Here is an 18,813-nt window from a genome sequence, read left to right as displayed (position 1 = left end):
GGTAACTATCTGGTTTTACTTCTTTCCGATAGTATCCTCTACACGTTCTTTGATGTATTCTGCTTCGTGTTTTGCGGCATCTGCAGCAATTCTCAAATTCCTTTTGGACTTGCTTAGGAATTTATCAATTTCATCGCAACAACAATCAAGTTGTCCGTCATTGTACATTTTGCGAGCTAAATAAATAATACCGATACCGATTCCTACTCCTAAAATTACTTTTTTCATAACTGTATAAATTAATAGTTTATATTTTATTTTATGGCTTAGAGCCTTTAATTCTAATTATATTTATCCGAGGATAGATATAATTAGAATTTAGACTTTATTTTAAGTAATGTTTTAATACTGCTGCTGTATATGTAAATAAAGAACGTGTTTGCGGTATAGTTGCAAATCCGTTTAATAGTCCGAAATCGTGAATGACACCATTGTAACGAACTGTTGTTACATCTACACCCGCTTCATCTAGTTTACGTCCAAGAGCCTCTGCTCCATCTCTTAAAATATCATTTTCGGCTACCTGAATAACAGTAGGAGGTAAATCTTTTAGCTCACTTAATGAAGCTTGTAATGGAGCTAAATATATTTCTTTACGTTCTTTAGGGTCGGTGGTATATTGATCGAACATCCACTTCATCAAAGAAGAAGTAAGAAAACGTTGCTCAGCATATATATGGTATGAATCAGTCTCAAAGTTAGTGTCTGCCACAGGCCATAACAGAACCTGAACTTTAATTTCGGGACCTTTATTCTTCTTGGCCATCAAGCTAGTTGCGATTGACATATTTCCGCCGACACTATTTCCTACTAATGCGAGGCGTTTACCATCTACATTTATTTCATTACCATGCTCGGCAACCCATTTGGTAGCTTCGTAAATTTCATGAATAGCTTGTGGATATTTAGCCTCGGGCGAAGGTGTATAATTAACGAATACGGCGGCGTATCCCGATTCTACAACTAAGTCGCGAACCATACGTTTATGTGTTGGGTAATCTCCTAATATCCATCCTCCTCCGTGAGAGAAAATAAAAACTGGTAGTTTTTCTTTTACTCCTTTAGGGCGAACGATTGTTAACTTAAGAGTCTGAGAATTATATGTTATCGTCTTTTCTGATTCTTCAATGCCTGAGACATCTACTTTTACCCCTGCCTGAACAGTTGTAAGTACATTACGGGCATCCTCTTTTGAGAGGGTTTCAACTGCCGGACCTCCACCATTCAGAACTTTTAAATATTCCTTAGTTTCTAGACTCAGATGTGGATCTTTCAGATAATCCGGTGCCTTTTGTTTTTTATTTTCCATAAGAGTAATTTATTAAAGTCGTATCTTATTAAAACCGACCAGCTCATGGAAAAGTTCTGCTTTTTGAGCCTATTTAACTGTTATTGAGTAAATAATATATTTTTATTATTAATCTCTTATTATGTCTTAGATCTTCGCTTAAAACCAAATACTGCTTCTCTTGGATCTGTTTTTCCTTCAAGTTTATTCCTTATCATTTGAGCTGCATTTATGCTAAAGGTGATACCGTTACCTCCATATCCCAGAGTGAAGAACATTCTGTTTTTACCCGGCCATGTTCCGATATAGGGTAATCCGTCTTTGGTTGAACTGAATGTTCCACACCATGACATATCGGTGATAAAAGGGGTTTTGGGGAATAGCTTTTTAAACTTTTTTTCGAGAATTGCAGTTTTCTCTCTTAAGAGATCATCGCGTTTTACAGGATCTTTAAATTCTTCGTCTTCACCACCTACCATAATCCTATTTTCATTAGTGGTGCGGATATATAAATAAGGGTCATTTGTTTCCCAAATAAGGCTTTTTTTGTACCATAAATACTCGGGTAGTACAGGTTGTGATATTATAACATAGGTAGAAGTAAGTTTCATTACCTGCTCAGGAAGAAACTTGCCTACCTCGAATCCGGCAGCTATTACTACGTATTTGCATTTTATGATTTTCCCTTTTATTGTTACTAACTCATAGCCTTTTGTAGTCTCTGTCCATTGGTCTATTTCTGTGTGGGTATATACTTTCAGGTTATCTTTTTTTCTGTGGTAATCCAAAAGGGTGATCGCAGCCAAATACGCATCTATTTGGCCTGATTCTTTATTCATTAAAGCTCCCGGAGCATCAATACCGTATTTCTTTTTCAATTCTTTATTATCTAAAAATGTGACAGGTAAATTGTGTTTCTTACGTATTTCAAACTCTTTTTCAATTAAAGATAATCCTTGCTTGTTACTTGCATAAAAAACACTGGGGACTCTTTCAAAATTGGGATTGATACCAATGTCTGTAAATATTTTCTCAATATCTGTAATTCCTTGCAGGCACGATCGGTATGCTAAAACTGCTTTGTCTTCTCCCAATTCTTTAGCCATTTTGTATAGAGGCACATCTATTTCATACTGCAATAATGCAGTACTTGCAGAGGAACTTCCGGTTGAAAGCGTACGTTTATCAACAACACAACATTTTAGTCCAGCTTCACATAATTCGTGAGCAACTAAAGCTCCTGTAATGCCCGATCCTATAATTGCAATATCAATTGCGATATCTTTTTCCAGAGGATTAAAATAATCATAAAGAGGATTTTTTACAATCCAATAGGGTAACCCTGAGTGTAAATCCATAGTTCTCTGTTTATTCGTTTATATGTAAAGAACCAATTGGTACAGACATTTGTTTATTGTTGATATTAGTTCTATCCAATTATTAACATAAGATTTCTCGGATGAAAGATTCGAATCAATTTTTAAAGTACTTTTTGTACTTCTCTTTGGTTGCTATTGGTCTTATTGTGGGTATAGCAATCCGTCATTATTATCATCTGTCAGTTGCTGATACAATTAATATTGTAGATGTAGGTACTCTTGTTGTTACTATTTTTCTGGCTGTTTATATTCCTGAAGTATTAGATCGTAAATTACAGATAAAAAGAGATAAAAAAGATCTTATTGAAAAGCGTATCGAAGAATTACAGGCTTTGTATCGTAGAATGAACTTGGTTGTGCAGGGTGAGCAAATATTAAAGCCAAAAGATTTTCGTGTTATAAAGAATATTTCAGATATAAGTCAACATAAATTGGAAACGATTATTACTTTACTTACTTATTCGGGTATGCATACTTCTTTCACCGAAGATATAAAGAATGTGAGGAAATTATGTCAAGAGCATAAAGATTTAGTGTGGTCTGAGGATATGGAAGAAGAAGGATTTACTTATTCGGAAGACATACAAGATAAAGAAGAGTTGCTCTATAATAAGATTGATGAAACAACTTGTTTACTGATATTTAAAATAAGTGAAGCTTAAAAAGAGTAATTTCTTTGTTTATTTCATATAATGAGAAATTTTGAACATTTTAAAGGAAGAAATGAACATGTGCTTCTGCCGGTTTTTGTACATATTTGTTAAAAGAGGAACCACAAAAATTAATTGATATGTTTAAAGAAGATATTGGTATTGATGCGGGAACTATTTGGAGACATCTTTCAGAGAAGGGTATATTATCTATACATGAAATTGGAGAACTAACCGATTATCGTGATGGATTTATATTAATGGCTTTGGGATGGTTGGCACGAGAAAATAAGATACTTTTTTCAGAGAAAGACGACGCTTTATATGTTGAGTTGGTTTCGTCTTCTCCCGAAATGTATTATTGATTCAGGATTAAGCCCATGATAATAAAGTAATCTTATTGTTATGGGCTTAATTTTTTTCAAATAAGATTATTTATAATTAGGTAATAGAATTGATGATGCGAATTTTATACCCTTTTTTAGTAGGGTTTTTCTTTTCTGAACGATCATATTAAATAGAGATAAATTATCCATTCATTTAATATTGATTATTTATGAGAAAATTAGCCTTACACATTCTTCTGTCTTTTATATTCGTATTCTTCTGTAATTATCTTCAAGCACAGACCAATCCTTCACACAATGAACGCATTCATACAAAAGCTTATGCAGGAATGGATGCCAAAAGTGATCTTGTTCCCTACGAATTTGAACGGCGTGCGGTTGGTGACAACGATATCTTGATCGATATCCTTTATTCGGGTATTTGCCATTCAGATATACATACAGTTAAGGGAGATTGGGGAGGTACCCCTTATCCTTGCGTTCCGGGCCATGAAATTGTCGGACGCGTTACTAAGGCGGGTAAAAATGTACATAAGTTTAAAGTCGGAGATATTGCCGGAGTAGGTTGTATGGTAAATTCGTGTGGAGAATGCGAATACTGTAAAGCAGGTGAGGAGCAATTCTGTACAAAAGGTGCTACATATACCTACGGTAGCAGCGAAGACGAGGGGTATACGAAAGGCGGCTATTCTACAAATATTGTTGTTAAAGAATCATTTGCTATAACAGTTCCCAATAATGTGCCATTAGATAAAGTGGCTCCGCTTCTTTGTGCAGGTGTAACTACCTATTCGCCTTTGCGTTATAATCATGTGAAGAAAGGAGATAAAGTTGCGGTTGCAGGATTCGGAGGTTTAGGACATATGGCAGTGCAATATGCTATATCGATGGGTGCGGAAGTTACGGTTTTCGACATAACAGACGATAAGCGTCAGGCAGCTTTAGATATGGGTGCCGTAAAATACGTGAATACAAAGAACGAAGGAGAAATGAAAGGTTTGAATAATTCATTCAACCTGCTTATCAGTACTATTCCTTTTGCTTTTAAGGTAGAACCATATATGGCTATGCTTAAAGTGGATGGAACGATGGTACTTTTGGGTGTACCTCCCATAGATCAAACTCCAACATTAAGTACATATGCTTTGTGGAGCAGACGAAAAATATATCATTCGCTTATCGGTGGTATTCGCGAAACACAGGAAATGTTAGATTATTCAGTTAAGAATAATATTTATCCAAAAGTGGTAGTTATTCCTATTCAAAAGATTAATGAAGCATATAAGAATGTATTGGATGGAAAAGTTCAGTTCAGATATGTAATAGATATGGCGTCATTAAAATAAGGTGTCAGATTTTTTATTGAATTTTCTTTTTTGCTACTGACATAAGGCTGTCACTTGTTGCCTGTACTTTTGCTGATGATAACAAAGTATAACGAATAAAACAAGTAAAATTATGTTAGTAAAAGCCTATATCACATTTGATGGACAAGCCGAAGAAGCTCTTAATTTCTACAGAGAAGTATTTAACGGAAAAATAGAGAATATGATCCGCTATGGAGACGGCAAAGGTGATACTTTAGCCGATCAATTGGACGAGAGTACTAAGAATCGCATTGAAAATGCCCGATTAGATTTTGGTAATAATTGTTTTAATGTTTCGGATATTCTACCCGGTGAAAGATTTATTGTGGGAAATAATATTCATCTTGATATTGTTTTCTTTGACGATAAAAATGTAAAAGAAACTTTCGATAAACTGGCGGTAGGAGCAGAAATAATTGAGCCTCTCGGAGCAAAACCTTTTTCTCCGAATTACGGTAATCTGACCGATAGATTCGGTATCAACTGGAGTATTATGCAAATGCCAAAGCGCAATTAAAATCTTAGATAGAGAATGTGTTGACTTACTTTTGTGGTCAACACATTCTTTTTATATCTTTATCGATACTCTCAATTGAACTGCCGAATGAACCGACTAGAACGAATATCCTCCATACTTGTACAATTACAATCCCGATCGGTAATAACTGCACAGCAAATAGCCGATCGATTCGATATTTCTTTGCGTACTGTTTATCGTGATATACGCACTCTTGAAGAAGCAGGTATTCCCATTATCGGAAATGTGGGTATCGGTTACTCCCTTGTTGATGGTTACAAATTACCCCCATTGATGTTTACACGTGAAGAAGCGATTGCATTTCTTACGGCCGAAAAGTTTATCGAAAAGATGAGCGATTTGCAGAATGTGCAATCCTATAAGTCGGGGATGAGCAAAATAAAAGCCGTTTTAAAATATATCGAAAAGGATTATCTCTCGGATGTTGAAGATAATATCAGTATTTTGGGTAAGAGTGATACAGGCCGGGAGCTTCCAACAGCCATAACACAATGTATTCTTAAAAGTATCTCAGAACAGAAGGTGATGCGCATTATTTATTTCACTAACGAAAACATGTCCGAAAGAGATGTAGAACCCATCGGATGTTTTTATAGCCAGATAAATTGGTATATGGTGGCATTTTGTAGATTGAGAAACGATTATAGAAGCTTTCGTATTGATAAGATAAGCAGTTTTGCTCTAACAGATGAGCCTTTTTCTAAAGAACATTTATCATTGCCTCAATACATTGAAAAATACAGATTGCAAAAGGATATTTATGAAGTGATTATTCGCGTCAAAAATTCTGATCTAATAACTATCAACGATTATAAATATTACCACGGTTGGTTGAAAGAGGAAGTTGAAGGCGATTATACGGACATACATTTCAGGATATTCAACTTAGAGCATTTCGCCCGATGGTACTTATCGTTTGCTGATATTGCCAATATTATAAAACCCGATATTCTGAAAGAAAAAGTAAAAGATCAGATCAATTCATTACTCAATAAATATTCTGGACATAAAAGTTGAAAACTCCTTGCTTTAGGTTGGTAAAACAAGGAGCTAAACTATTTATATCTGTTATTTATTATTTCTCTCTGCTACAACTTCTTTCAGAATGTTAGTACCATTAATAGCTGCCGGAAAGCCTGCATAAACTGTCATAAGAAGCATAATACCCTTAATCTCGTCTATCGTTAGTCCTACATTTAAACCTCCGTTTATATGGAATTTTAATTGAGAAGGAGCATTTCCCAAAGTTGTTAATGCTGCAATAGAAGCTGTTTGTCTAAGTTTCTTATCAATATTATCCCGAGAGTATATATCGCCATATCCGTATTCTATAACAAATCTTGTGAGTTCGGGAGAGAAGTTATCATAAGTATCTATTATCAGTTGTTCTTGATTCGAATCGAGGCTTGCCAGTGCTTTTGAGCCTGTTTTTCTTCTGTCTTCATTATTAGGCGTTGGTTGTTGTCCTATACTATCCACAATACTTTTCTCTTTCCTTTCATTTAATACTTCTTTGAAAGCATTCATTGCATTAATAGCTTTCGGGAAGCCTGCATAAGCTGACATCTGCAAGATCACTTCCTTTACTTCATTAACAGAACTTCCTGTATTTAATGCCCCATTGAGATGAACTTTTAATTGAGGAATTGCTCCCTGTGCAATTAATGATGATACGGCAGCAATCTCTTTCGATTTATTATCCAATTTATCAAGGCTATATACATCCCCGAAAGAATATTCTATAATAAATTGGCTTAATTCGGGAGAAATGTTTTTGAGTCCGTTTACAACATTTTCGCCAGCTTCGCCGTCAATTTCCTGTAACTTGTTCCAACCACGTTGGTAACGTTCCGATTTTTCTATTGTATTCATATCTTTTATTTGTGCTGATGCAACCAGAGGTGTAATAAATATCAGGGTAAATATTATTCTGAATTTCATTTTTTGTTTAGGTTATAAAAATTTTACAATTGCGTTATAGAATTCCTGAGGAGCTTCAACAGGTAAGTGATGTGCAGCCTTATGTTTATAGTTAATCGTTTAGGAAAGCGAGATAGAGTGCGTAAGAATCTTCGAGAATCCGATAACTGCATATTTTACCTTCCTCAACAATAAACTCGATCATCCAGTCACTGCTTACTAGTTTTGATGTGGGTTTAACAAAATGGGTGAAATCGCCGATGACAATCACTAAATTTTCTTTGGCAAAATAGTGTTTTATATTAAATTCTTTAGGTTCGAAGTTTTGGGTGAATTTCCGGAAAAAATCCACAATTTCATCCTTACCTTTCCTTCTACCAACTGTGGGTACATTTTGAGACCCTTTAACCAACCAAACTGCATTGTCATTGAGCAATTCGAGGGCTTTAGCCGTATCTCCTTTGAGGAAATACCCAAAGTACATTTTTACAATTTCTTCATTTGACATAATCATCTACTTTTATATTTGTAGTACAAAAGTAGTTTAGCTGCTAATGATCGTTATAGGACTTTTATTCTTGTTTTCGGTACTTTTTTAGAAAGTCGGACGGAGAGAAAGATGTTTTCTTTTTGAATATTCGGGAGAAGTAAGATGAATCTTCGAAACCTAATTGAAAAGCAATTTCATTGATGTTTTGGTTGCTGAAAAGCAGAAGTCGTTTGGCTTCTGTAATCTTTAGGTCTAACAAGTATTGCTTTGCCGATTCGCCTGTTGAAGTTTTGCAGATTGTGTTCAATTCGTCTGTTGAAATGTTGAGTTTTTCGGCATATTCTTCTATCGAAAGCTTTATATTGTAATCAAATATAAGCGTTCTGAATTGCTCGATAACTGAATTGTGGGGATGAATACTGATTTCTTTTTCTTTAGCAATTCTGCGGACAAGGGCATACACATATTGGATACTTATCCTGATATTACTGAGTGATAGATTATCATTTAAATCAGATTCTTTAATCAGGTTTTGCAAGACAATCTCTACTTGCGATTTGTCTTTTCCTTCAATATCAATATACGGGAATGGGCAGTCCACATCAAGTTCTTTACCTAGAGTTTGGTCTACCATCAATATATAGCCTTTGCAATTGTCGGAGTAATCCCAATTATGTATCTGGGTTGTATTAACCAAAAAAATGCGCTGAGGTTTTATTTCATATTCCTGAAAATCGATTACATATAAGCCCGTCCCTTCAGTAAACCATACCAGAGAGTAGAATGAATGACGGTGAGGCCATTCAACATCGCCATCGTCTGTTCCTTCGAACGTTCCCGAAAAATGGGGGATAAAGTCTTTAGAAATAGAGAGTATTTCTGATATGGAATATTTCTGTAACATATTTTGTATGTTTGTTGAAAATATAAAGATTGGCACTAACTCTGTAAAGTTATGCATAAAATAGATAAAGAAGCTTTTGTTCAGGCTGTATATGATATTGTAAAAACAATTCCCTCCGGGCGTGCTACCAGCTATGGAGCTATTGCCAAGGCTGTGGGTTACTACAATATGCCTCGGATGGTAGGTAAAGTAATGAGCCAATGTAACTCGTTCGAAACCGGTATTCCCGCTCATCGGGTGGTGAATAGTCAGGGGATATTATCGGGCAGAGATGCTTTTGGAGGTTCGAGTGAAATGCAAAAGCTCTTAGAAGCGGAGGGCGTAGTTATTGTCAACAATAAAATAAAGAACTGGAAAACTGTTTATTGGAATCCTCTAGAAGAGATAAACATCTGACTTACTAAGAATCGATATCAATATATTTTTATTTGCTGAATACTTCTCTTTCAAAATAAATTATATCTTTGCTGCTACACAAAGGCCTTACGCCTTTTTACTTATATAATTTTATGTTTACTACAAATAAGTATCTGGTGTTGTAAATAGCTTGTGTCTAATCGATACATGCTATCCTTTCACTATTTTATCGGACATCTCTTAACTGTCTGATGCTATTTTTATATCCATTTTTTACAATAACGTTATAGTATCTCTGCTTCAGAGGTATTGATATCGATTCGCGTATTCATAATTATAAGATTATAATGAAAAATAAAACGATTATACGACAAGAAGAACCGAAAGACTACAAAGAAATATACGATCTTATCGAAACAGCTTTTAAAACAGCTAAAGTAAAAGACGGAGATGAACAAGACTTTGCCGTAAAGCTTCGAAACAGTGAGAACTATATTCCCGAATTGGCTTTGGTTGTAGAATATGAAGGGAAATTGATAGCCCATGTAATGCTAACTAAGACCTATATAACGGATGGAGATAAAAAGTTTGAAGTGCTTCTTTTGGCTCCTGTTTCCGTACTCTTAGAATATAGAGATAAGGGAATTGGTTCGATGGTAATTCGCGAAAGTTTCGAACGTGCCAAGTCAATGGGATATAGTTCTGTATTTCTTTGTGGAGATCCGGGTTATTATCACCGATTTGGTTTCAAATCAACATCTGAGTTTGGAATAAATAATGCAAATAGTATTCCCGATCAGTATGTAATGTGTTGTGAACTCAAAGAAAATGCTTTGCAAGGAGTTAGTGGGATAATCGGATTCTGATCTGTTCCTACTGGATGGGCGACCTTTGTGATCGTCTATTGTTGAAGGATTGGAGCAAATTTAACCGGATAAAAGGTATCTTTTATTTATCTATAAATAATGAGAGTGCTGTGTAAAAGTAACAAGCAAGAGGAAAAATAAAACCCGTAAAAAAAGTGTCACTTTTGTAACCTTTGTAACCTTTTTCTTCTTTGTGTATTGAATATCAATGTCTTAAAAAGGTGACAGAAGTATACAAAATAAGTTTATTTGTAACCTAATGGTGAGTTTATTGTATCTCTGTTTAAAGTGCTGATTTATATCGAAATAATTAAAGAATCGAATTTGAAATGATTATAGAAACAACAAGATTAAGAATTATACAACTTACAGCGGAGCAATTTGAATTGTGGCTATCCGGAGTTGAAAAGATGGAGCAAAGTTTAGGATTAACACCTTCTAAAGAGCATCTTGACGAGCATGTACAGAGTGCAATGGAAGCTCAATACAAGAAGGCTCTAAGTGATCCTGATAATTACCTTTGGTTAGGTAATAGACAAATTATACTGAAATCGGAGAATAAATCTATAGGTAGTGCCAATTTTAAGAACTCACCGCAAGAGAACTCCGATGTGGAAATAGGCTATGGCATAAATGCAGATTATAGAAATGAAGGCTATATGACAGAGGCTGTTCAAGCGATGTGCGAATGGGCATTGCCTCAAAGTGGGGTAAATAGTGTGATAGCCGAAACAGATAAAGAGAATGATGCTTCCCAAAAAGTATTGAAAAAATGTGGGATGAAAAAGTATGATGAATCTGATACCGGTTTTTGGTGGAAATTAGAAAAAAGTAAAAGAATGAACATACTTAATACAAAACCGGAGGTGTTTAAGAAGACCGAGGCTTCTATCTGGACTGATCTTTATATTCAAAAGAATCTATTGGAAGCACATCTTAATCCTTCTTCCGATGCAGCTAGCAGGAATAAGGAATCGATAGAAACAATAGTAGATTTTATAGATCAGCAAATTAAGCCTAAAAGTAAAATCTTAGATCTTGGCTGTGGTCCGGGATTGTATGCTGAGTCTCTCACGCAAAAAGGGCATACTGTAACTGGTATTGATTTTAATAAAAAGGCGATCGAATATGCTGTTAAGCAGAATGAATCCATAGAATATATTGAAGGTGACTATATCAAGAATTTTCCTCATGGAGAGTACGATGCCATCATTATGATCTATTGCGACATGGGTACACACTCCGATGATGATAGAGACATTTTATTGAATAATTGTTTTCATTCATTAAAAGAGGGAGGGAAAATTATTTTTGATGTTTTCAATGAGGATATAATCAAAGACAAACAAGAAGGTTCTGATTGGGAATATACTTCGAGTGGTGGATTTTGGGCAAAAGATGAGTATTTATTGTTGAGTCAGACTTTTCATTATACTGAAAGTAATGCTTTTGCATATCAGTATAATTTGATTCAGGGAGAGGATATTCAACACTTCATTATTTGGGATAGGTATTATACTCAAGATGAAATAACGAATGTTCTCCGCCAAGTTGGTTTTAAAAATATGTGTGTGAAGCATAAACTATTAGGAAATAATGATTTTACGTCAAATAATGAGATGTTTGTTATTGCGGAAAAATAGAGTAAATAATAAAGGACAGAAGGTTTTATCCTTCTGTCCTTTATATTTGAATGTCTTTTGAATAGGGGGTATTTTTATTATCTGTATTGGCAACAACCAGGTAATGCATCATAAGTACTTTGATCTGCTTTGTCTTTATCAGTATCGTGTCCAACTTTAGCTATTGCTTTGCTTATTGCATCAACAGATGTTTTTGACGCATCAAAGTTAAGATGTAGCTGTTTAGTCTTTTGATCCCACGAAGCGGAAGATACACCGCTCACTCCTTTTGCTACTTTCTCTATGCGATCCTTACACATGTCACAAAGCCCTTGAACATTAATGATTGCATGTTCACTCTTAGTAGAAGAGTTTGTCTTCATATCTCTATCACTGCCCATGCTCGACATATCATGACCTTCATGTCCCGTAACGGGACGTGAAGATTCTTCGTTCATCATGCTACGTTTTCCCTCAAGTTGAGCACTGGCGTCAATAGAGAATGCTCCGTTGGTTACAATCTCGTCGCCATCGTTAATTCCTGAAATAACAACATAAGAATTACCCAGAGAGGGACCTAACTCTATTTCGCGCAACATAAATGCTGGAGCATCTCCATCAGTTTGTTTTACATATACAATTGAGCGTTTACCTGTCCACAATACGGCAGATTTAGGAATAACAATCTCATTGTTGTATTGTTTCAATGGAGCTTTTATAATTGCATTAGCATACATCTCTGGTTTTAATTGAAAGCCGGGATTTGCTGTCTCTACTCTTACTTTTGCTGTACGTGTTGTTTTATCCAATATGGGGTCGATAAATGAAACTCTACCCGAGAATGTTTTACCAGGTACAGCTTGTAGCGAAAAATCTATTTTATCACCTACTCTTAGAAAAGGTAGATCAACCTCATAAGCGTCGAACATTGCCCATACTTGAGAAAGGTTGGCTATATCGAATAGTACATTTCCTTGATTCACATAATCTCCCTGATTTACTTTCTTGCTCACAACAATACCTCCTGTATTTGCTTTTATTTCAACAAGAGGAGAAACATTACCCGATCGTTCAATATTTAGAATCTGATCGTCAGTTAATTTCCATAAACGAAGTTTCTCTCTGGCTGCCTGAACAAGTAGAGGTTGAGCGGATGCCATTTTCGCAGCTTCCAATAATTCTTGCTGTGCACTCAATAACTCAGGAGAATAGATGGTAGCAATTGTTTGCCCTTGCTTCACAGTTTCTCCTGTGAAGTTGATAAACAATTTCTCTATACGTCCATTTACGTGTGAGGTTTGAGATTGCGACAATCTTTCGTCCGCTTTTATTGTTCCGTATAGTTGTACATCTTTTATCGGGTTCTGACGGCTCACTTTGGTTGTTTGAATATTTGCTAAAGCGATAGCCTCTTTCGACATCTGTATAGCATTGGGGTCTATTGCTTCATCAGACGATCCGCCTGATGTTTTCAGGGGAATCAGGTCCATTCCGCAAATAGGACATTTACCGGGTTTATCCATTTTTATCTGTGGGTGCATAGAGCATGTCCATACCTGTCCGGCTGCATCTTCATGTGCATGTTCTTCTGCTTCGCTGTGACTATGGGGATTGTTACCGAATATAGCCCATCCAAGAAATAGTCCAACGATAAGAATCAAACCATATTTTAGATAGTTGTTTCTTAGTATATTTTTTATTTTGTTCGTATCCATAATATGTAGTTTATTTTTGTTCTTCTATATCTTTAAATGAAATCAATTTCTGGATGGCTGCAACCATGGTGTTATAATTAGCTATGGCTTCGGCTCCCTTCAATTGGTAATCGAGAAGCTGACGTTGAACCTGAATTACATTCGTCAAATCGCTTTTTCCCGAAATAAACTCCTGCACAACCAGATTATAAGTTGTTTGTGCTAAATTGGATTGCTTTTTATAAAGAGCAATTTTTCGCGAAGCGTCATCCAATTGATGTTTAGTCTTGTATAATTCGGCTTCGAGAGTATTGAGAGTATTGGTGTATTTCTCTCTACTAGCTTGCCACCAAAACTTACTTTCTTTTTGTTGAGCCTTATATTTATTTCTGTATATAGGTATACTAACCGACACCATAGGCATAATCATGTCTTTTCCATTCATACTGCTCATCGTATTAGATGTGCCCATATCCATGCTCATTGGAGCTGTTTCAGTAGGAAGGCTTTTATTGATAAGCATATATTGAAGTCCTATACCAAACATCGGATAACTCATCTTTTTGTCCATTTCGGCTTTAGCTTTATAAGCAAGCCCCTCTTCATTTATCATTCCCAACATGGGGTTCTGATCTGTTATCTTATCCATTGCTGATGCTCCATCAAAAAGGAAAGGTATTTGATCGAATGAATCAGGAATAATAATCTCGCTATCAGCTGAACGATTTAGTAGGGCATTGAATTTGGCTTTTTCTGCTTTTATTTCAGATTGAAGGCTTTCTATGTTATTATCCAGTTCGGTTATTTCCATCTGAATACGTAGTACATCCGACATTCCCGAAGATGAACTACCTGACATACTGCCTCCACCTGAACCTCCCATTGATGACATTCCACTACTACTTTGGGTTGCTGCCTGTGTAGCAGCACCGCCACCCATTGATGACATAGAAGACATGCCTCCACCTGTTGAAGTAGATGTAGTTGAAGTTGCTTGAACAGGAGCGGAGAGTGCATACCCTGAGCTGGAACCACTTGATGGCGAAGAAAATTTTCTCAAAGCAAGTTCTTCTAACTGAGTTAAGAGCTTCTTATTCTCATGATTATTAATCAGTTTTTGTTGTAAGCTGCAAAGTATAAACCATTGGGTATATACATCCAGAAAAAGATTATCTCTTGTCTCACGAAACTTTTCGAATGACATTCTAGCCATATGAGTAGCTTCGGTTTGAGCTGCTTTTTTTGTTCCAAACCAAGGGAACATTTGCATCAGTTTAAATTCTGCTACCTGACGACCATCAATAATGTCCATCGGTTGAAGAAAAAATCCCATTTCCAATTCAGGGTCTTCATAAGCACCTGCTTGAGGCACTTTTTGTAATGATGCTTTGTAAGCCAGAAAATCGGACTTTACTCCCGGATTATTTCGGGCTGCTATCTCTAAATAATGACTTAACGAATCGGCGGTTTGTCCCCATGTGGGAGTGCTGATCAGAGTCATTACTACGAGTATTATTATATATTTATATTTTTTGTCTAACATATCGTTGTGTATTTTATTGTTACTCTTTTATACTACCACCTTTTTTGATAGCCCACTCTCTCCACCAGCATTGCAACACGGGAACAACAAACATTGTCATCGATTGAATAAGCATACCTCCAAATGTTGGTATAGCCATCGGGATCATTATGTCCGATCCTTTTCCTGTTGATGTGAGTACGGGTAACAAGGCTATTAATGCGGTTGCCGTAGTCATAGCTGCGGGGCGTACTCTTCTCAATCCTGCATGAACTACTGCTTCGCGGATTTCGTCTTTTGTCTGTGGGTTTCTTTCTAAAAACGTATCGTGTATATAAGTACCCATCAATACTCCGTCATTGGTTGCAATACCAAACAACGCGATGAAACCTACCCAAACGGCAATACTTAAATTGATCGGGTGCATCTGGAATAGATCCCGTAAGTTAGTGCCTCCCATAGAGAAGTTCATGAACCAAGGCTCGCCATATAGCCATAGCAAAATGAATCCTCCAGCGAAAGCAACTAATACTCCAGAGAAGTGAATAAATGAGGCAGTCACAGTTTTGAACTGGAAGTACAGAATCAAGAGTATCGCTAATAAACTAAGTGGGACAACTATTAGTAGGCGATTGGCTGCCCGTTCTTGTTGTTCGTAATTACCTGCGAATTTATAAGACACACCTTTAGGTAATTGTAATTCTCCTGAGTTGATTTTTTCTTTTAATATTTTATCAGCTTCATTTACAACGTCAACCTCTGCTTTGCCTCCTATTTTATCAAAAATAACATACCCTAAAAGAAAAGTATTCTCGCTCTGAATCATTTGAGCGCCTTTAGTGTATTCTATATCGGCTACCTCTTTTAGCGGAATCTGTGCACCTGTTGCAGTAGGTACAATTAATCTGGCTAATTCATCGGGGTTACTTCTCAATTCTCGTGGGTATCTCAAGCGTACAGGAAAACGTTCCCTGCCTTCTACGGTTGTGGTGAGAGCCATTCCTCCCACGGCCGCACCTATTACATCCTGCAAATCGGCAACCGTAATGCCGTAACGAGCCATATTTTGTCTGTTCAACTTAATCTCTATATAAGGTGCACCTACTGCACGATCATAAAAGACAGTTGAAGGTAAAATAGAAGGCACATCTTTGAGAGCTTGCTCCATGACTCGTCCTCCTTGCTCGATAGATTCCAGATCAGGGCCAGATATTTTTAATCCCATCGGAGCACGCATCCCTGTGGATAACATCACTAAACGAGCTTCAATAGGTTGTAATTTTGGCGCAGATGTTAATCCCGGCATATGAGAAACATTTACTATTTCTTGCCAGATATCATCTGTATTCTTAATATGAGGACGCCACTGACGAAGATAATCACCTCCATTATCAGCCACAAGACTATCAGCAGGTATTAATCTGAATCCGTCTTTTGGCTTATAAACGGAGCCATCTTTAAGAATGAATTCGCCATCTCTGTTTACTTTGAATCTTTTTCTATGACCATTTTCATCCAAAATATATTCAGATCGGTAGTTAATTGTATTTTCAAACATCTGAGTTGGAGCAGGGTCTAGAGCCGAGTTTACACGTCCCCATTTACCTACTGCAATTTCTACTTCGGGAATGTTGCTAATGCGTTTATCCAGAGTTTCTATAAATTGAAGATTCTGTTCTATCCCCGTATGCGGCATACTTGTGGGCATCAATAGAAATGATCCTTCGTTGAGGCTTGGCATAAACTCTTCACCTATTCCCGGGAATCTCTCGCTTGATGCTTGCCAGAATCCTGTCTGTCTGACACTTTTCCAACCAACAGTTTCAAAACCTTTGGCTATTACACCAAAAGTAGTATCGAAGCCTAGCCATATAACGATTCCGAAGAATACGGTTACAAGAGGCAGCATCATAAATTTCCAACGATGAGCCAGACACCAGCGTAAAATGCCTTCATAATAGATAACCAATACCCACAATATTCCCAATATGATGGCGATAGACGCTATCACAAATACAAAATTGATAGACAAACCTTCTTGTGTTCCTATCGGTAGCCATTCTATAGTCAGATAATACACTGCTATTAGAAGGGCTATTCCAATATTTATATATGTAGGTATCTTGTTGTTCTCCCAATAATAGGCGAATAGATTATTCAAGCCTAATAAGGTAAGCCCAAGAGCAGCAATAACTCCTGTGAACATAAAGAGAATAATACCTCCTGCTACAAGAACTATATTGGCTACTTTTTTTACTTGCTTAGATGTTATTTTAAGTGAGAAAATATAATAAGCAATGGTTGGCAGCATAGCAATACCCAACAAGAATGCAGAGACCAGAGCAAATGTTTTTGTATATGCCAAGGGCTTAAATAGTTTACCTTCCTGAGCTTCCATCGCAAAAACGGGAAGGAAACTGATTATTGTTGTAAGCATAGCAGTAGATAAAGCTCCCGAGACTTCGCTTACACTCTTATAGATAAGGTTTACAAAGGCTTTTCCTTTCCTGACGGTGAGATTCTCTTCCTCTTCCATATGCCGGATTATATTCTCGACAAAGACGACACCCACATCTATCATAACCCCGATAGCAATGGCAATACCAGATAGTGCTACAATATTAGCTTCGACACCTGTGTACCGCATTATTATAAATGTACAGAGTACTGCAATCGGTAAAATACTTGATATGATAATAGATGCCCGTAGATTGAATACGAGAACAATAACTACTATAATACAAATAAGTATCTCATGCGAAAGAGCTGTTTCGAGTGTTCCTATTGTTTCTTGAATCAATCCCGATCTGTCATAGAAAGGTACAACTGTAACTTTAGATACAGTACCATCTGCCAGAGTCTTTTGGGGAAGACCTGCTTCCATCTCTTTGATCTTTTCTTTTACATTGTTGATAACCTGCATTGGGTTAGACCCATAGCGGGCAACAACTACACCACCTACAGCTTCAACACCTTCTTTGTCTAATCCGCCTCTTCGGGTAGCAGGACCAAGGTTGACAAATGCAACATCTTTTATTTTAACGGGTACACCGTCTCTAACTGTTATTGCAGCCTCTTCGAGATCAGATACATTTTTTATATAACCTAATCCTCTGACCAGATATTCTACCTTATTTATTTCTATGGTTTCTGCACCTATATCGAGGTTACTCTTTTGGATTGCATTCATTACATCCATCACCGAGACATTAAATGCTCTCATAGCATCAGGATTTATCTCAACCTGATACTCTTTGATAAAACCTCCAATAGAGGCTACTTCCGACACTCCTTCGGCAGACGATATAGAGTATTTTGCGTAAAAGTCTTGAATGGTTCTTAATTCATCGGGATCCCATCCTCCGGTAGGTTCTCCTGTTTCGGGATTTCTACCTTCTAGTGTGTACCAATATACTTGTCCCAAAGCAGTTGCATCGGGTCCTAAACTAGGCTGTACACCTTCGGGTAAAGTGCCTGAGGGTAGAGAATTGAGCTTTTCAAGAATGCGCGAACGACTCCAGTAAAATTCAACATCGTCATCGAATATGATGTAAATAAACGACATACCAAACATCGAAGTGCTTCGGATAGTTTTTACTCCCGGAACTCCTAATAATGAGGTTGTCAGTGGATAGGTAACTTGTTCTTGAATATCTTTTGGAGAACGTCCCATCCATTCGGTTGCTACAATTTGTTGATTCTCCCCAATATCGGGGATTGCATCCACGGGAACAGGATCACGAGGCAATAAGCCTCCATGCCAATTGAATGGGGCGGTCGATAATCCCCATGCAATAATCATAATAAGTAATAATATTGTTATTAACCTATTATCAAGAAAATACTTGATTATTCTGTTGATCATAGTT

17 protein-coding genes are annotated in these 18,813 nt (G+C 36.7%); 8 read left to right on the top strand and 9 right to left on the bottom strand.

Annotation, left to right across the window (positions count from 1 at the left end; all coding sequences use genetic code 11):
* Positions 1-15: 15 nt before the first annotated feature.
* From CLV62_RS05305 to CLV62_RS05295, 3 genes are all read right to left on the bottom strand, one after another.
* On the bottom strand, positions 16-228 hold the full coding sequence (locus tag CLV62_RS05305; RefSeq protein ID WP_110309742.1) for a hypothetical protein: 213 nt from the start codon (positions 226-228) through the stop codon (positions 16-18).
* 97 nt (positions 229-325) lie between these two features.
* Positions 326-1,309, bottom strand: coding sequence for an alpha/beta hydrolase (locus tag CLV62_RS05300; protein ID WP_110309741.1), 984 nt, complete (start codon positions 1,307-1,309; stop codon positions 326-328).
* Between the two features lie 119 nt (positions 1,310-1,428).
* Positions 1,429-2,646, bottom strand: coding sequence for an NAD(P)/FAD-dependent oxidoreductase (locus CLV62_RS05295; protein ID WP_110309740.1), 1,218 nt, complete (start codon positions 2,644-2,646; stop codon positions 1,429-1,431).
* A gap of 101 nt (positions 2,647-2,747) precedes the next feature.
* Between CLV62_RS05295 and CLV62_RS05290 the strand changes: the two genes are divergently transcribed.
* The 5 genes from CLV62_RS05290 (at position 2,748) to CLV62_RS05270 (ending at position 6,586) form a co-directional block, all read left to right on the top strand.
* Positions 2,748-3,329 (top strand): hypothetical protein, encoded by a 582-nt coding sequence (locus tag CLV62_RS05290; RefSeq protein WP_110309739.1) that lies wholly within the window; start codon positions 2,748-2,750, stop codon positions 3,327-3,329.
* A 128-nt stretch (positions 3,330-3,457) separates the two neighbouring features.
* The gene (locus CLV62_RS05285; RefSeq protein ID WP_110309738.1) at positions 3,458-3,682 is read left to right on the top strand and encodes a winged helix-turn-helix domain-containing protein; all 225 of its coding nucleotides are present in this window, start codon (positions 3,458-3,460) and stop codon (positions 3,680-3,682) included.
* A gap of 191 nt (positions 3,683-3,873) precedes the next feature.
* Positions 3,874-5,010 (top strand): NAD(P)-dependent alcohol dehydrogenase, encoded by a 1,137-nt coding sequence (locus tag CLV62_RS05280; RefSeq protein ID WP_110309737.1) that lies wholly within the window; start codon positions 3,874-3,876, stop codon positions 5,008-5,010.
* 112 nt (positions 5,011-5,122) lie between these two features.
* Complete coding sequence (locus CLV62_RS05275) at positions 5,123-5,548, top strand: VOC family protein (protein ID WP_110309736.1); 426 nt, start codon at positions 5,123-5,125, stop codon at positions 5,546-5,548.
* Between the two features lie 87 nt (positions 5,549-5,635).
* Entirely contained in the window at positions 5,636-6,586 is a 951-nt protein-coding gene (locus tag CLV62_RS05270; RefSeq protein ID WP_110309735.1) for a helix-turn-helix transcriptional regulator, read from the top strand.
* 51 nt (positions 6,587-6,637) lie between these two features.
* On the opposite strand, the gene CLV62_RS05265 is transcribed toward CLV62_RS05270, so the two are convergent.
* From CLV62_RS05265 to CLV62_RS05255, 3 genes are all read right to left on the bottom strand, one after another.
* Entirely contained in the window at positions 6,638-7,510 is an 873-nt protein-coding gene (locus CLV62_RS05265; RefSeq protein ID WP_185144246.1) for a carboxymuconolactone decarboxylase family protein, read from the bottom strand.
* Positions 7,511-7,601: 91 nt separating this feature from the next.
* Positions 7,602-7,997, bottom strand: coding sequence for a nuclear transport factor 2 family protein (locus CLV62_RS05260; RefSeq protein ID WP_170120017.1), 396 nt, complete (start codon positions 7,995-7,997; stop codon positions 7,602-7,604).
* Positions 7,998-8,061: 64 nt separating this feature from the next.
* Positions 8,062-8,883: an AraC family transcriptional regulator gene (locus CLV62_RS05255; protein ID WP_110309910.1), complete on the bottom strand. Its 822-nt coding sequence runs from the start codon at positions 8,881-8,883 to the stop codon at positions 8,062-8,064.
* A 51-nt stretch (positions 8,884-8,934) separates the two neighbouring features.
* Between CLV62_RS05255 and CLV62_RS05250 the strand changes: the two genes are divergently transcribed.
* The 3 genes from CLV62_RS05250 (at position 8,935) to CLV62_RS21995 (ending at position 11,749) form a co-directional block, all read left to right on the top strand.
* Positions 8,935-9,279: an MGMT family protein gene (locus CLV62_RS05250; RefSeq protein ID WP_110309733.1), complete on the top strand. Its 345-nt coding sequence runs from the start codon at positions 8,935-8,937 to the stop codon at positions 9,277-9,279.
* Between the two features lie 308 nt (positions 9,280-9,587).
* Complete coding sequence (locus CLV62_RS05245; RefSeq protein WP_110309732.1) at positions 9,588-10,106, top strand: GNAT family N-acetyltransferase; 519 nt, start codon at positions 9,588-9,590, stop codon at positions 10,104-10,106.
* Positions 10,107-10,435: 329 nt separating this feature from the next.
* The gene (locus CLV62_RS21995) at positions 10,436-11,749 is read left to right on the top strand and encodes a GNAT family N-acetyltransferase (RefSeq protein WP_245904014.1); all 1,314 of its coding nucleotides are present in this window, start codon (positions 10,436-10,438) and stop codon (positions 11,747-11,749) included.
* A gap of 77 nt (positions 11,750-11,826) precedes the next feature.
* Here CLV62_RS21995 and CLV62_RS05235 read toward each other — a convergent pair whose 3' ends face one another.
* The 3 genes from CLV62_RS05235 to CLV62_RS05225 are packed head-to-tail and all read right to left on the bottom strand — an operon-like array spanning position 11,827 to position 18,809.
* Entirely contained in the window at positions 11,827-13,443 is a 1,617-nt protein-coding gene (locus tag CLV62_RS05235; RefSeq protein ID WP_110309731.1) for an efflux RND transporter periplasmic adaptor subunit, read from the bottom strand.
* Positions 13,444-13,453: 10 nt separating this feature from the next.
* Positions 13,454-14,965: a TolC family protein gene (locus CLV62_RS05230; RefSeq protein WP_110309730.1), complete on the bottom strand. Its 1,512-nt coding sequence runs from the start codon at positions 14,963-14,965 to the stop codon at positions 13,454-13,456.
* 19 nt (positions 14,966-14,984) lie between these two features.
* A complete protein-coding gene (locus tag CLV62_RS05225; RefSeq protein WP_110309729.1) occupies positions 14,985-18,809 on the bottom strand; it encodes an efflux RND transporter permease subunit in 3,825 nt (1,274 codons plus the stop codon).
* Positions 18,810-18,813 lie beyond the last annotated feature (4 nt).

Origin of the sequence: Indolivaga alginatilytica (genome assembly GCF_003201355.1) — a bacterium.
Classification (GTDB): Bacteria; Bacteroidota; Bacteroidia; order Bacteroidales; family Dysgonomonadaceae; genus Dysgonomonas_A; species Dysgonomonas_A alginatilytica.
The sequence above is the reverse complement of the archived record's forward strand: the minus strand, read 5'-3'. Positions and strand labels throughout refer to the sequence as shown.

Excerpts from the sequence above, each read along its gene's own strand:
- CLV62_RS05305 (WP_110309742.1), bottom strand. The coding sequence starts at position 228 with ATGAAAAAAGTAATTTTAGGAGTAGGAATCGGTATCGGTATTATTTAT.
- CLV62_RS05300 (WP_110309741.1), bottom strand. The coding sequence starts at position 1,309 with ATGGAAAATAAAAAACAAAAGGCACCGGATTATCTGAAAGATCCACAT.
- CLV62_RS05295 (WP_110309740.1), bottom strand. The coding sequence starts at position 2,646 with ATGGATTTACACTCAGGGTTACCCTATTGGATTGTAAAAAATCCTCTT.
- CLV62_RS05290 (WP_110309739.1), top strand. The coding sequence starts at position 2,748 with ATGAAAGATTCGAATCAATTTTTAAAGTACTTTTTGTACTTCTCTTTG.
- CLV62_RS05285 (WP_110309738.1), top strand. The coding sequence starts at position 3,458 with ATGTTTAAAGAAGATATTGGTATTGATGCGGGAACTATTTGGAGACAT.
- CLV62_RS05280 (WP_110309737.1), top strand. The coding sequence starts at position 3,874 with ATGAGAAAATTAGCCTTACACATTCTTCTGTCTTTTATATTCGTATTC.
- CLV62_RS05275 (WP_110309736.1), top strand. The coding sequence starts at position 5,123 with ATGTTAGTAAAAGCCTATATCACATTTGATGGACAAGCCGAAGAAGCT.
- CLV62_RS05270 (WP_110309735.1), top strand. The coding sequence starts at position 5,636 with ATGAACCGACTAGAACGAATATCCTCCATACTTGTACAATTACAATCC.
- CLV62_RS05265 (WP_185144246.1), bottom strand. The coding sequence starts at position 7,510 with ATGAAATTCAGAATAATATTTACCCTGATATTTATTACACCTCTGGTT.
- CLV62_RS05260 (WP_170120017.1), bottom strand. The coding sequence starts at position 7,997 with ATGTCAAATGAAGAAATTGTAAAAATGTACTTTGGGTATTTCCTCAAA.
- CLV62_RS05255 (WP_110309910.1), bottom strand. The coding sequence starts at position 8,883 with ATGTTACAGAAATATTCCATATCAGAAATACTCTCTATTTCTAAAGAC.
- CLV62_RS05250 (WP_110309733.1), top strand. The coding sequence starts at position 8,935 with ATGCATAAAATAGATAAAGAAGCTTTTGTTCAGGCTGTATATGATATT.
- CLV62_RS05245 (WP_110309732.1), top strand. The coding sequence starts at position 9,588 with ATGAAAAATAAAACGATTATACGACAAGAAGAACCGAAAGACTACAAA.
- CLV62_RS21995 (WP_245904014.1), top strand. The coding sequence starts at position 10,436 with ATGATTATAGAAACAACAAGATTAAGAATTATACAACTTACAGCGGAG.
- CLV62_RS05235 (WP_110309731.1), bottom strand. The coding sequence starts at position 13,443 with ATGGATACGAACAAAATAAAAAATATACTAAGAAACAACTATCTAAAA.
- CLV62_RS05230 (WP_110309730.1), bottom strand. The coding sequence starts at position 14,965 with ATGTTAGACAAAAAATATAAATATATAATAATACTCGTAGTAATGACT.
- CLV62_RS05225 (WP_110309729.1), bottom strand. The coding sequence starts at position 18,809 with ATGATCAACAGAATAATCAAGTATTTTCTTGATAATAGGTTAATAACA.